Source organism: Streptomyces sp. NPDC055239, assembly GCF_053606205.1.
In genome coordinates this window covers 214,556-228,160 of sequence record NZ_JBSGRD010000009.1, presented here as the reverse complement: position 1 = coordinate 228,160, position 13,605 = coordinate 214,556, and the positions used below count along the sequence as shown (strand labels likewise).

At 66.3% G+C, this 13,605-nt stretch carries 12 protein-coding genes and 1 tRNA gene; 2 read left to right on the top strand and 11 right to left on the bottom strand.

The genetic code is table 11. The features are described 5' to 3' along the window. Window positions 1-86 precede the first annotated feature (86 nt). The 10 genes from rpoB to ACWFRJ_RS27385 form a co-directional block, all read right to left on the bottom strand. Entirely contained in the window at window positions 87-3,572 is a 3,486-nt protein-coding gene (gene rpoB / locus ACWFRJ_RS27430) for a DNA-directed RNA polymerase subunit beta (protein ID WP_453536291.1), read from the bottom strand. Window positions 3,573-4,131: 559 nt separating this feature from the next. Then, a complete protein-coding gene (rplL, locus tag ACWFRJ_RS27425; protein WP_453536288.1) occupies window positions 4,132-4,512 on the bottom strand; it encodes a 50S ribosomal protein L7/L12 in 381 nt (126 codons plus the stop codon). Between the two features lie 113 nt (window positions 4,513-4,625). Then, entirely contained in the window at window positions 4,626-5,156 is a 531-nt protein-coding gene (gene rplJ, locus ACWFRJ_RS27420) for a 50S ribosomal protein L10 (protein WP_453536285.1), read from the bottom strand. Window positions 5,157-5,476: 320 nt separating this feature from the next. Further along, entirely contained in the window at window positions 5,477-6,418 is a 942-nt protein-coding gene (locus ACWFRJ_RS27415) for a hypothetical protein (RefSeq protein ID WP_453536282.1), read from the bottom strand. A 64-nt stretch (window positions 6,419-6,482) separates the two neighbouring features. Continuing rightward, window positions 6,483-7,373, bottom strand: a complete 891-nt coding sequence (locus ACWFRJ_RS27410) for a hypothetical protein (protein WP_453536279.1) — start codon at window positions 7,371-7,373, stop codon at window positions 6,483-6,485. Between the two features lie 108 nt (window positions 7,374-7,481). Next, entirely contained in the window at window positions 7,482-8,204 is a 723-nt protein-coding gene (gene rplA / locus ACWFRJ_RS27405) for a 50S ribosomal protein L1 (RefSeq protein WP_453536276.1), read from the bottom strand. A gap of 87 nt (window positions 8,205-8,291) precedes the next feature. Next, on the bottom strand, window positions 8,292-8,726 hold the full coding sequence (gene rplK / locus ACWFRJ_RS27400; protein ID WP_160506641.1) for a 50S ribosomal protein L11: 435 nt from the start codon (window positions 8,724-8,726) through the stop codon (window positions 8,292-8,294). 175 nt (window positions 8,727-8,901) lie between these two features. Further along, the gene (gene nusG, locus ACWFRJ_RS27395) at window positions 8,902-9,822 is read right to left on the bottom strand and encodes a transcription termination/antitermination protein NusG (RefSeq protein WP_453536272.1); all 921 of its coding nucleotides are present in this window, start codon (window positions 9,820-9,822) and stop codon (window positions 8,902-8,904) included. 89 nt (window positions 9,823-9,911) lie between these two features. After that, window positions 9,912-10,196: a preprotein translocase subunit SecE gene (gene secE / locus ACWFRJ_RS27390; RefSeq protein WP_383275861.1), complete on the bottom strand. Its 285-nt coding sequence runs from the start codon at window positions 10,194-10,196 to the stop codon at window positions 9,912-9,914. A gap of 105 nt (window positions 10,197-10,301) precedes the next feature. Continuing rightward, window positions 10,302-10,374, bottom strand: a tRNA-Trp gene (locus ACWFRJ_RS27385). Window positions 10,375-10,566: 192 nt separating this feature from the next. Between ACWFRJ_RS27385 and ACWFRJ_RS27380 the strand changes: the two genes are divergently transcribed. Next, complete coding sequence (locus tag ACWFRJ_RS27380) at window positions 10,567-11,793, top strand: pyridoxal phosphate-dependent aminotransferase (protein WP_453536269.1); 1,227 nt, start codon at window positions 10,567-10,569, stop codon at window positions 11,791-11,793. A gap of 144 nt (window positions 11,794-11,937) precedes the next feature. Beyond that, the gene (locus tag ACWFRJ_RS27375) at window positions 11,938-12,957 is read left to right on the top strand and encodes an adenosine deaminase (protein ID WP_453536266.1); all 1,020 of its coding nucleotides are present in this window, start codon (window positions 11,938-11,940) and stop codon (window positions 12,955-12,957) included. On the opposite strand, the gene ACWFRJ_RS27370 is transcribed toward ACWFRJ_RS27375, so the two are convergent. Next, window positions 12,947-13,561: a TetR/AcrR family transcriptional regulator gene (locus tag ACWFRJ_RS27370; RefSeq protein WP_453536263.1), complete on the bottom strand. Its 615-nt coding sequence runs from the start codon at window positions 13,559-13,561 to the stop codon at window positions 12,947-12,949. The two genes, ACWFRJ_RS27375 and ACWFRJ_RS27370, sit on opposite strands and share 11 nt — an antisense overlap. Window positions 13,562-13,605 lie beyond the last annotated feature (44 nt).

The following is a 13,605-nucleotide window of genomic DNA, read 5'->3' as shown; positions in this document are numbered from 1 at the left end:
ATCCCTCTTTCGGGGTCGAGTCTCAATCATGGTCTGAACGGGTCCGGGGAGAGCCGGCCGGACACGAGGTCCGGCCGGCCAACCCGTCAGACCTCTTCGACGCTGCTCGGCTCGCGCCGGGACAGGTCGATACCGAGCTCCTCCGCCGCGCGGAAGACGTCCTCGTCGGTGTCGCGCATCTCGATGGACATGCCGTCCGAGGACAGCACCTCCACGTTGAGGCAGAGCGACTGCATTTCCTTGATGAGCACCTTGAAGGACTCGGGAATGCCGGGCTCGGGGATGTTCTCGCCCTTGACGATGGCCTCGTAGACCTTCACGCGGCCGGTCACGTCGTCGGACTTGATCGTCAGCAGCTCCTGGAGGGCGTACGCGGCGCCATAAGCCTCAAGCGCCCACACCTCCATCTCACCGAAGCGCTGACCACCGAACTGAGCCTTACCACCCAGCGGCTGCTGGGTGATCATGGAGTACGGACCGGTCGAACGAGCGTGGAGCTTGTCGTCGACCAGGTGGTGCAGCTTGAGGATGTACATGTACCCGACCGAGATCGGGTCCGGGAACGGCTCGCCGGAGCGTCCGTCGAACATCCGCGCCTTGCCGGACGGCATGACCATGCGGTCGCCGTCGCGGTTCGGGACGGTGTGCTCGAGGAGGCCGGTCAGCTCGTCCTCGCGGGCGCCGTCGAAGACCGGAGTCGCGACGTTCGTCCGCGGGGCGACCTGGTCGGCGCCGATGCGCTGCAGGCTCTGCGCCCAGTCCTCGCTGAGACCGGAGACGTCCCAGCCCTGGCTGGCGAGCCAGCCGAGGTGGATCTCCAGGACCTGACCCGGGTTCATTCGGGACGGGACACCCAGCGGGTTGAGGATGATGTCGACCGGCGTGCCGTCCTCAAGGAAGGGCATGTCCTCGATCGGAAGGATCTTGGAGATGACACCCTTGTTGCCGTGCCGGCCTGCGAGCTTGTCGCCGTCCGTGATCTTGCGCTTCTGCGCCACGTAGACACGAACCAGCTGGTTCACGCCCGGCGGCAGCTCGTCGCCCTCTTCACGGTCGAAGACGCGTACGCCGATGACCTTGCCGATCTCACCGTGCGGCACCTTCAGCGAGGTGTCGCGCACCTCGCGCGCCTTCTCACCGAAGATCGCGCGGAGCAGACGCTCCTCCGGCGTCAGCTCGGTCTCACCCTTGGGCGTGACCTTGCCGACGAGGATGTCGCCGGCGACGACCTCGGCACCGATACGGATGATGCCGCGCTCGTCGAGGTCGGCGAGGACCTCTTCGGAGACGTTCGGGATGTCCCGGGTGATCTCCTCCGGGCCCAGCTTGGTGTCACGGGCGTCGACCTCGTGCTCCTCGATGTGAATCGAGGAGAGGACGTCGTCCTGTACGAGGCGCTGCGACAGGATGATCGCGTCCTCGTAGTTGTGACCTTCCCAAGGCATGAACGCCACGAGCAGGTTCTTGCCGAGGGCCATCTCGCCCTCTTCGGTCGCGGGACCGTCGGCCAGAACCTGGCCCTCGATCACGCGGGCGCCCTCGTCGACGACAACCTTCTGGTTGACGGAGGTGCCCTGGTTCGACCGGGAGAACTTGGCGATGCGGTACGTGGTGTACGTGCCGTCGTCGTTCGTGACCGTGACGTAGTCCGCGGAGACCTCCTGGACCACACCCGCCTTCTCGGCCTTGATCACGTCACCGGCGTCGACCGCACAGCGGTACTCCATGCCGGTGCCGACGAGGGGAGCCTCGGCGGTGATCAGCGGCACGGCCTGACGCATCATGTTCGCGCCCATGAGGGCACGGTTGGCGTCGTCGTGCTCGAGGAACGGGATCATCGCGGTCGCGACCGACACCATCTGGCGCGGCGAGACGTCCATGTAGTCGACGTCGTCGCCGGGGATGTAGTCGATCTCGCCGCCACGACGGCGGACGAGGACGCGCGACTCCGTGAAGCGCATGTCCTCACCGAGCACGGCGTTGGCCTGCGCGATCACGAAGCGGTCTTCTTCGTCGGCCGTCAGGTAGTCGACGTCGTCGGTGACGACGCCCTCGACGACCTTGCGGTACGGCGTCTCGACGAAGCCGAACGCGTTGACGCGGCCGTACGAGGCGAGCGAGCCGATCAGACCAATGTTGGGGCCTTCAGGCGTCTCGATCGGGCACATGCGGCCGTAGTGGGACGGGTGAACGTCACGGACCTCGAAGCCGGCCCGCTCACGGGAGAGACCACCCGGGCCAAGCGCCGACAGACGGCGCTTGTGGGTGAGACCCGACAGCGGGTTGTTCTGGTCCATGAACTGCGACAGCTGGCTGGTGCCGAAGAACTCCTTGATGGAGGCGACGACCGGCCGGATGTTGATCAGGGTCTGCGGCGTGATCGCCTCGACGTCCTGAGTCGTCATGCGCTCGCGGACGACGCGCTCCATACGAGCCAGACCCGTGCGGACCTGGTTCTGGATGAGCTCGCCGACGTTGCGCAGACGACGGTTGCCGAAGTGGTCGATGTCGTCGGTCTCGACGACGATCGACGTGCCGCTGTCACCAACGGTCTCGACCTCACCGGCGTGCAGCTTCACCAGGTACTTGATCGAGGCGATGATGTCCTCGACCGTGAGGATGCCCGCGTCGAGCGGAGCGTCCGCACCCAGCTTCTTGTTCACCTTGTAGCGGCCGACCTTCGCGAGGTCGTAGCGCTTCGGGTTGAAGTAGAGGTTCTCAAGCAGCGTCTGAGCGGCCTCACGGGTCGGCGGCTCGCCAGGACGCAGCTTGCGGTAGATGTCGAGCAGCGCGTCGTCCTGTCCCTGGGTGTGGTCCTTCTCCAGGGTGGCGCGCATGGACTCGTACTCGCCGAACTCCTCGAGGATCTGCTCGGTCGTCCAACCGAGAGCCTTGAGCAGAACGGTGACCGACTGCTTGCGCTTGCGGTCGATGCGCACACCGACCATGTCGCGCTTGTCGATCTCCATCTCCAGCCAGGCACCCCGGGACGGGATGATCTTGGCGGAGAAGATGTCCTTGTCGGACGTCTTGTCGATCGAGGAATCGAAGTAGACGCCCGGCGAACGGACCAGCTGCGACACGACGACACGCTCGGTGCCGTTGATGACGAAGGTGCCCTTGTTCGTCATGAGCGGGAAATCGCCCATGAAGACCGTCTGGGACTTGATCTCGCCGGTCTCGTTGTTGGTGAACTCAGCGGTGACGAAGAGCGGGGCGGCGAACGTGAAGTCGCGCTCCTTGCACTCGTCGATGGAGTTCTTCGGGGGCTCAAAACGGTGGTCGCGGAACGTCAAGGACATCGACCCAGAGAAGTCCTCGATCGGAGAGATCTCCTCGAAGATCTCCTCCAGACCTGACTTGGTGGGGACGTCCTGTCCGCTGTCGAGAGCCGCCTCGACACGACCCTTCCAGGCTTCATTCCCGAGCAGCCAGTCAAAGCTCTCGGTCTGCAGCGCAAGAAGGTTCGGAACCTCGAGGGGCTCCCTGATCTTTGCAAAGGAGATGCGCAGCGGGGCGGTGCTGGCGCCGTTGTTCGTATTCGCGGTCGAGGCAGTGCGCGAGGCGGCCAAGAGGGGGTCCTTCCGAGGGCTCGGACTCACTACGCGCGTACCGGTCCCAGGCTGGACAGGGGGACAGAATTCCCAGGTCAGGGAAGATTCGGTCCACAGTGCTCAAGCATGGGCATGCCCCTGGTGACGGGCAGGAGGCAGCTAACAGGCAGCGCAAAGGGTCAGTGTAGCCAGTAGGCCCACTGATGTCCAGTGCGGGTTTTGGGAGACCCTCGTTGTTCTCAACCCCTGCTGCAAGCCACGCCCTCAATGCACATCGATACTGCCCTCTTCGCCGCCGATCCATGCCTCGGATGCGGATCGTTGTGACGACGCGTCCTGAGAATTGCGCGCTGCGTGCGGTTCGTCAAGGCCCCCCTGCCCCGACATGGCTCTCAGAGCGTCACCGTCACGGCCGTTCCGAGGCACAACGAAGATCACCATACTCGTCGGGGCGGACTACGCAAGGCAGCCGTAGGGGTGCGCCGGAGAACGCCGAAGGGCGACCACCCAGATGGGTGATCGCCCTTGGCGAGCGTCGCCTCAGCGACACTCAAAAGGAGTCAGACGACTCGCGAGGTTACTTGACCTCGACCGAGGCGCCGGCAGCCTTGAGGGACTCGGCAGCCTTCTCGGCGGCCTCCTTGGTGACCTTCTCGAGGACCGGCTTCGGGGTGCCGTCGACGAGGTCCTTGGCCTCCTTGAGGCCCAGGGAGGTGAGCTCGCGCACGACCTTGATGACCTGGATCTTCTTCTCGCCGGCGCCGGTGAGGACGACGTCGAACTCGTCCTGCTCCTCGACGGCCTCGACAACGGCGCCCGGGCCGGCCGGGGCGGCGGCGACGGCCGCGGCGGCGGTGACGTCGAACTTCTCCTCGAAGGCCTTCACGAACTCGGAGAGCTCGATGAGGGTGAGCTCCTCGAACTGGGCAAGCAGGTCTTCCTGGCTGAGCTTCGCCATGATGGGCGATCCTTCCACTAATTCGGCTGGTGCCGGGTGTACATGAAGGCGGGCGTACGTTGGGCCCGCTGCGACCGTCGCCCTAACGGGCGGCGATCAATGCGCGAGCCGAATTACTCGGCACCGCCCTGCTCGGCCTGCTTGGCACGAAGCGCCTCCGCGGTGCGGACGAACTTCGACGGCAGCGCCTGGAAGAGCTGCGCAGTCTGCGTCTGCTTGCCCTTCAGCGCGCCGGCCAGCTTGCTGAGCAGAACCTCGCGGGACTCGAGGTCCGCGAGCTTCTTGAACTCATCGGCGGACAGCGCCTTACCGTCAAGGACACCGCCCTTGATGATGAGGTTGGGGTTGTCCTTGGCGAAGTCACGAAGACCCTTCGCCGACACCACCGGGTCACCGGTGACGAAGGCAACCGCCGTCGGACCCGTAAACAGGTCGTCCAGCGTGTCGATCCCGGCGTCGTTGGCCGCGATCTTGGTCAGCGTGTTCTTCACCACGGCGTACTCGGAGTTCTCACCGAGGGAACGGCGCAGCTGCTTGAGCTGGGCCACGGTGAGACCCCGGTACTCGGTCAGCACGGCGGCGTTCGAGCTGCGGAACTTGTCCGTGAGCTCGGCTACCGCGGCAGCCTTGTCGGGCGTCGGCATAGAGCGTCAGCCTCCTTCCGGGTGATGAGGACCGCTCAAAAGGGGCTGACAAAACAAAACGCCCCGGCGCAGGCGCCGGGGCATGAGCTCGACCTGACGGAATCCCGTCCGGGAGCACTCACTTCCACAGTCACCTACGCGGGTCGTCCGCAGTTTCAGCGGATCCTTCGGCCACCGCGTCCTCTGACGAACACACGGCAACGACCAGCGGTCTTTGGCTTCTGTGGAAGAGTACGCGAACGGGTTCGCGTCAGGCAAATCGGCTCGGAGTCGCTGTCCGAGGCCCGTCAAAGGCCGGTCAGAGGCCTGTCCGAAGCCCCTCAGAGACCGCTGTCGGCACCGGCTCCGGAGCCGCCCTTGCCGAGCTCCTTGAACATCTCCATCAGGTCGAAGGTCTTCCCGGCGGGCGGCGCGGTCACCTTGGCCGCGGCGCCGTAGTCGGAGAACTTCTGCGACATCTTCATCGTGCCCTCGGGGGAGTCGATGTCGATGTCCATACGCACCGGGTAGTCGTCCTCGTTGACCCAGACCTCGGTGTCGTAGCCCTTGATGCCCGACTTCTCGATGTTCTTGAACATCTCCTCGCGCTCGCTCTTGCTGAGCACGTCGCTGAGGCCCTTGTTCGTCTCCATCATTTCCTTGACGGTGAGCCGGCCCTTGTAACGCTGGGCCTGCACACCGTCGACCTTGGCCGGGCCCACGTGCTTCAGGTTCGGCGAGTCGAGAAGCATCGCGAGCTGCTGCGCCGGGTCCTGGTTCATGCTGTCCAGGCCGCCGGTGAGCTGCTTCGCGACCTTCTCGTCACCGGACTGCTCGGCGATGGAGTTCAGGTCCATCTTCATCCACTGCTTGCCGTCCATGTCCTTGGCGGCGGCAGCCCCCATGTCCATGTACATGACGTTGTCGAGCCAGAGCACCCGGACCTTGTCCGGAGCCTCGGGGCCACCCTCCGCGAGCGCCGAACCAGTCATCGTCATATCCATGACGGTCGGGTCCCAGCCCATGACACCGGACATCTTCATGTCGCCGCTCGCGCCGCCTGCCGACTTCGGCGCGGTCATCGTCATCTCGACCTTGGCCGACTTGGCCTTCGAGGTCTTCTCGTACGCCGCCGTGATGACCTCGGTCACCTTCGAACGGGACTGCGTCTCCCCCGAGGCAGCCCCTTCGGCCTTCTTGTCGTCGGAGCCTCCACAGGCCACCGCACCCGTACACAGCATCGCGGTGGCGAGTACTCCGCCCGCCATTCTCTTCACAGTCATGACCCCACCCCTAGGAACACATGATCGACACAATTAGGTTCGGCGAGAATACCTGACAGCGAGGTCAGGCCTGTGGCTGCTGCTTCATGAGGTCCTTGAAGCTCACGGTGTCCCCGGCCGGGGGCTTCTCCACGGACACGGAAGTGCCGTAGTCGCTGTAGAAGGCCGTCTGAGAGATGTCTCCGTCATCCGTCTCGCCCTTCTCGGTCTTCTTGACCAGGAGGTCGTCGTCGTTGACCCAGATATCGATCGTCTGAGTGCTCATGCCGACCTGCTTGAACTGCTTCTTCAGCTCGGCCATCTGCTCGGCGTCGAGATCCGAGTTCTTTCTGCTGAAGTCCTCGACGTCGACGGTCCCGGAGTAGTGGGTCGTCCTTGTCCCCCGCACGTTCTCCTCGCCCACGCGCTTCACGTCGCCCGAGGCGAGCAGCACCTTGACCGACTGGTTCGGGGTGGCGTTCTGCATCTGGTCCTTGAAGGCATCGCCGGCATCACCACTCATCGCGGCCAGCGCGTCGTAGTCGTACTCGAGCCAGTGCTTGCCGCCGCCGGCCCGTGACGCGAACTTGTCTCCCATGTTCGCGTAGAACCCGCTCTTCAGATAGCGGTAGTTGATCTTCGACTGGCCCATCTGTTTCATCTGCTCGGCTTGGGTGCCGCCCGTGAGGGTCGCTGTGACATTGCCGGTGATGCCGTCCGACCACTCCATGGAGCCCGTCATGTCCGTCGACATCAGGCTGCCCATGACCGTCTTGCCCTCGACCTTGGCCGAGCCTGCGTCGTCGGTCTTGTCCTGGATGGTGCGCAGGGCGGCTGTCAGGCTGCGGGCATCGGAGCCCTTCCCCTCGCTCTCCGCGTCGCCGTCTCCGCCGGAGGAGCCACAGGCCGCGACCCCGATCAGCGCCGCGGCCGCCGCGATCGACAGGCCCGCGCGTCGCATGGTCGTTCTGTTCATGACATCCCACCCCTGGTACTCGTGATGAATACGAGGACGGGCCCCGCACCTCGAAAGGTTGCGGGGCCCGTCGTCAGAAACGCGTACGCGACGCGACTGCCGTCAGATTCAGACGGCGGCCGGGTCCTCCTCGGTGAGGAGGTTGCGGGTGCGGTTGCTGTCCAGCGGAATGCCGGGGCCCATCGTGGTGGTGAGCGCGGCCTTCTTGATGTAGCGACCCTTGGCGGCCGACGGCTTCAGACGGAGGATCTCCTCCAGCGCCGCGGCGTAGTTCTCCACCAGCTTGGTCTCGTCGAAGGAGACCTTGCCGATGATGAAGTGCAGGTTCGAGTGCTTGTCGACGCGGAACTCGATCTTGCCGCCCTTGATGTCGTTGACAGCCTTCACGACGTCGGGGGTCACGGTGCCGGTCTTCGGGTTCGGCATCAGACCACGCGGACCGAGCACGCGGCCGAGGCGGCCGACCTTGCCCATGAGGTCCGGGGTGGCGACGACGGCGTCGAAGTCCAGGCGGCCCTTGGCGACCTCGTCGATGAGCTCGTCGGCGCCGACGATGTCGGCCCCAGCGGCTTCCGCGGCCGCAGCACGGTCACCGGTCGCGAAGACCAGGACCCGGGCGGTCTTGCCGGTGCCGTGCGGGAGGTTCACGGTGCCACGGACCATCTGGTCGGCCTTGCGCGGGTCGACACCCAGGCGGAAGGCGACCTCGACGGTGCCGTCGAACTTGGTCGCGGAGGTCTCCTTGGCGAGACGGACGGCCTCGAGCGGGGCGTAGAACTTGTCCCGGTCGATCTTGGCGTCCGCAGCGCGGAGAGTCTTGCTGCGCTTCACTTCTGCTCCTGTTGGTATCAGGTGTGGAGTCGTGGTGCGGGCCGGCGCATGGCCCTACCACTGAGAAAGGTCAGACGGGGAAAGCTCTCAGCCCTCGACCGTGATGCCCATGGAACGGGCGGTGCCGGCGATGATCTTCGACGCGGCGTCCAGGTCGTTGGCGTTGAGGTCTTCCATCTTGGTGGTGGCGATCTCGCGGACCTGCGCCTCAGTGATCTTGGCGACCTTGGTCTTGTGCGGCTCGCCGGAGCCCTTCTCGACACCCGCGGCCTTGAGGATCATCTTGGCGGCCGGCGGAGTCTTGGTCACGAAGGTGAAGGAGCGGTCTTCGTAGACCGTGATCTCCACCGGGATGACCCAGCCACGCTGCGACTCGGTCGCGGCGTTGTAGGCCTTGCAGAACTCCATGATGTTGACGCCGTGCTGGCCCAGCGCGGGGCCGACCGGCGGGGCCGGGTTGGCTGCGCCGGCCTGGATCTGGAGCTTGATAAGCCCCGTGACCTTCTTCTTCTTGGGAGGCATTGCTCTCTCCGGGTCCTAGTGAGAGTTTCCAGCCGCCATCCAGTCATCCGGATGGAGGCATACCGCACCACGATAACGGGTATAGCAGCGCGGCCAAAAACCGAGCAGGTCAGACAGGCTTTGAGAGCCCGTCTGACCTGGTCGGAGGCGTATGTTCCAGAGGAAGCCGCGAGGGCTAGTTCTTCTGGATCTGGTCGAAGCTGAGCTCGACCGGGGTCTCACGGCCGAAGATCTCGACGAGACCCTTGACCTTCTTCGAGTCGGCGTTGATCTCGTTGATCGTCGCCTGCAGCGTCGCGAACGGGCCGTCGGTGACGGTGACCGAGTCGCCGACCTCGAAGTCCAGAACCTGGACCTCGACCTTGCGGGACGGAGCCGGCTTGCCCTCGGCCTCGGCGGCCTCGCGGGCTGCCTTCTCCTCGGCCTCGGGGGCGAGCATCTTGACGATCTCGTCCAGGGTCAGCGGGTACGGGTCGTAGGCGTTGCCCACGAAGCCGGTGACGCCGGGGGTGTTGCGGACGACGCCCCAGGACTCGTTCGTCAGGTCCATGCGCACCAGGACGTATCCGGGGAGCTTGTTCTGACGGATCGTCTTGCGCTCGCCGTTCTTGATCTGCGCGACCTCTTCTTGCGGCACCTCGGCCGCGAAGATGAAGTCCTCGACGTTCAGCGAGACGGCACGCTGCTCGAGGTTGGTCTTCACGCGGTTCTCGTAACCGGCGTACGTGTGGATGACGTACCACTCGCCGGGGAGGGTGCGGAGCTCTTCGCGCAGGGCCACGATCGGGTCGACCGGCTCGGCCTCCTCCTCGTCCTCTGCGGACTCGGACTCGGCAGCCTCTTCGGTCTCTTCGGTCTCGTCGTCGGCGGCGGCCTCGTCGCCTGCCTCGGTGTCCTCGTCGGACTCGGCGACGGCCTCGGTGGACTCGGCGACGGGCTCGACGTGCAGGGCCGACTCTTCGGCGGGTACGCCCGCGGCGGCGTCAGCAGCTTCGGCCTGGTCCGGGTCCTCGGAGTCCGCCGCCTCGACGATGTCGAGCTTGTCCTCCACGGACTCCGCCGACTCGATGGCGTCGTTCAGGTTCGGGTCAGACACGGTGGCTGCTTCTTCCTGGATACAGAGGGGTGGAACGCGCGAAACGGGCGCCGGGTACGGCGCCCTTCGCTCTCGGCTCAGCCATCGGCTCAGCCGAAGACGTACTTGACGGCCTGGTTGAACCCATAGTCAATCACGGTCACGAGGCCGATCATGATGACGACGAAGACAATCACCACGGTGGTGTAGGTCGTGAGCTGACTGCGAGTCGGCCAGACGACCTTGCGGAGTTCCGCGACAATCTGGCGGTAGAAGAGCGCGAGACGGCCGAAGGGGCCCTTCTTGCCGCGCTTGCCGCCCTTGCGGGCCTTCTTGGACTCCGGCGCCTCGTCCTGGGCATCAGGCATGTCGATGGAGCCCACGGCGTCCGTCACTCGTCCTCACCTGATTCCGGGTCGTGGCCGTGCCGCGCCCGGTATGAGCCGCACGGCGGTGCAATGCAGTACGTACATGCGCACACATCCGAGAGGAGTGTGTAGCAGGGCCGGAGGGACTTGAACCCCCAACCGCTGGTTTTGGAGACCAGTGCTCTACCAATTGAGCTACGACCCTTTGATTTCCTCCAACCTACCGCATCCGCCCGAGTGCACTGAGTGCGATGAGTGGGTGCAGCCGGTGAAGGCCAACGAGCAGTGAGTGTACGTGCTCTGAGGCCCTCCGTCGAACAGAATCAGATCCGGTGGTCCGTCGGCAAACACCGAAACCTGTGTGCCCGGGGTGTTTCGGGTCTGGAACGATGGGGTTATGAGCGCTTCCACTTCTCCCACCGAGCGCCGGGTATCCGCCCGCATCGGCGCGATCTCCGAGTCCGCGACCCTCGCCGTCGACGCCAAGGCGAAGGCCCTCAAGGCCGCCGGGCGGCCGGTGATCGGGTTCGGCGCGGGTGAGCCCGACTTCCCGACGCCCGACTACATCGTCGAAGCCGCCGTCGAGGCCTGCAAGAACCCGAAGTACCACCGCTACACCCCGGCCGGCGGGCTCCCCGAGCTCAAGGCCGCGATCGCCGCGAAGACGCTGCGCGACTCCGGGTACGAGGTCGACGCCTCGCAGGTCCTGGTGACGAACGGCGGCAAGCAGGCCATCTACCAGGCGTTCGCCGCGATCCTCGACCCGGGCGACGAGGTCATCGTGCCGGCTCCCTACTGGACGACGTACCCGGAGTCGATCCGTCTCGCGGGCGGCGTGCCGGTCGAGGTCGTCGCCGACGAGACCACGGGCTACCGCGTCTCGGTGGAGCAGTTGGAGGCCGCTCGCACGGAGCGTACGAAGGTCGTCCTCTTCGTGTCGCCGTCCAACCCGACGGGTGCCGTCTACAGCGAGGCCGACGCCGAGGCGATCGGCCGCTGGGCCGTGGAGCACGGCCTGTGGGTGCTCACCGACGAGATCTACGAACACCTCGTCTACGGAGACGCGAAGTTCACCTCGCTCCCGGCGATCCTGCCCGAGCTGCGCGACAAGTGCATCGTGGTCAACGGCGTGGCCAAGACGTACGCGATGACCGGCTGGCGCGTGGGGTGGATCGTCGGCCCGAAGGACGTGGTGAAGGCCGCGACGAACCTCCAGTCGCACGCCACGTCGAACGTCTCCAACGTCGCGCAGGTCGCGGCCATCGCGGCCGTCTCCGGCGACCTGGCCGCCGTCGACAAGATGCGCGAGGCCTTCGACCGGCGCCGCAAGACCATCGTGCGGATGCTGAACGAGATCGAGGGCGTGCTCTGCCCCGAGCCCGAGGGCGCCTTCTACGCCTACCCCTCGGTCAAGGCCCTCATCGGCAAGGAGATCCGCGGCAAGCGCCCGCAGGACTCCGTGGAGCTCGCCGCGCTGATCCTGGAGGAGGCCGAGGTCGCGGTCGTTCCTGGCGAGGCCTTCGGGACGCCGGGTTACCTGCGTCTTTCGTACGCCCTGGGTGACGAGGACCTCGTCGAGGGAGTGTCGCGGCTCCAGAAGCTGCTCGCCGAGGCCCGCGACTGACGGTCGCGTCCCCTTTTCGGCAGGTCCACGCGCGCGTGCGGGCCGTCTCCCCTCTTCGGGAGGCGGCCCGTTTCTTCGTTCGGAGATGTGCACGAAAGGGAAAGCGGCTTCCGGGACGCCACATCCGTACGGCAAGATCCTCGAATGGAGCGTGTACGGGACGTAAGAGAGCTGCCGAAGGCCCATCTGCATCTGCACTTCACCGGGTCGATGCGGCCCACGACCCTGCTGGAACTCGCCGACAAGTACGGCGTGCGGCTGCCCCCGGCGCTGACCGGCGGTGAGCCTCCGCAGCTGCGGGCGACCGATGAGCGCGGGTGGTTCCGCTTCCAGCGGCTCTACGACATGGCGCGGTCCTGTCTGCGGGAGCCCGAGGACATCCAGCGCCTGGTGCGGGAGGCCGCGGAGGAGGATCTGCGGGACGGGTCGGGGTGGCTGGAGATCCAGGTCGACCCGACGTCGTACGCGCCTCGGCTCGGCGGGCTCATCCCGGCCCTGGAAATCATCCTGGACGCCGTCGAGAGCGCCTCGCGGGACACCGGCCTCGGAATGCGCGTGCTCGTCGCCGCGAACCGCATGAAGCACCCTCTGGACGCGCGCACGCTGGCCAGGCTCGCCGTGCGGTACGCCGACAAAGGCATCGTCGGCTTCGGGCTGTCCAACGACGAACGCCGCGGCTTCGCACGTGACTTCGACCGGGCCTTCGCGATCGCGCGGGACGGCGGCCTGCTCGCGGCGCCGCACGGCGGTGAGCTCAGCGGGCCCTCCTCGGTGCGGGACTGCCTGGACGACCTGCACGCGGGGCGGATCGGGCACGGGGTGCGGGCTGCCGAGGACCCGCGGCTCCTGAAGCGGCTCGCCGAGCGGGGCGTGACCTGCGAGGTGTGCCCGGCGTCCAACGTGGCGCTCGGCGTCTACGAGAAGCACGAGGACGTGCCGCTACGGACCCTGTACGACGCCGGGGTGCCGATGGCGCTCGGGGCCGACGACCCGCTGCTCTTCGGGTCACGGCTCGCCGCGCAGTACGAGATCGTGCGCAAGCACCACGCCTTCGACGACAGCGACCTGGCCGAGCTCGCCCGGCAGTCGGTGCGCGGCTCGGCCGCCCCGGTCGACATACAGGCGAAGCTGCTGTCCGGGATCGAGGAGTGGCTCAGCGGCTGATGCCCGTGAGGAGGGTGCGGGCGAGGGCTGCGGCGAACTCGTCGACGGGCTGCGGGGGTTGCTTGCCGACCGTGGAGTCGTAGGCGAAGGCACGCTGGGCACAGGCGCCCAGGAGGAGCGAGGCGGCCGCGAAGGTGTCGGCCCCGGGGGCGATCCGGCCTGCGTCGCGTTCGGCACGGAGGTAGGCGTCGAGGGCCTCGATGGGCACGTGCGGGCCCGTCCCCATCGCCTGCATGGAGTCCTCGTGGCGGCGCTTGAGCTTGGTCTCGGCGTACAGGGACGCGGCGATCGGGAAGCTCTGGGCGTAGAAGTGGCTGGCCAGGCGGGCGATCTCGGCGAGGTTCTCCTCCACGGGACGCTCCCCCGGGTCCTCGGCGAGGCGGCGCAGGAGCGGGCCAAGTCGGGGCAGCCGCTCCTGGAGGACGCCCACGAACAGCTCCTCCTTGCTGGCGAAATGCTTGTAGAGCGCGGCTTCGGAGCAGCCCGCCGCCTTGGCGATCTCCTTGGTGGTGGCACGCGCGAGGCCGATGGTGAGCATGAGGTCGTGGGCCGCGTCGAGGATGCGGGCCCGGGTGGGCTTCTGCTGCGTGTGCCGTTGCTGCATGTGCCGTCCAACCAAGCTTGACGAATGGGTGAGTGGATACTCAC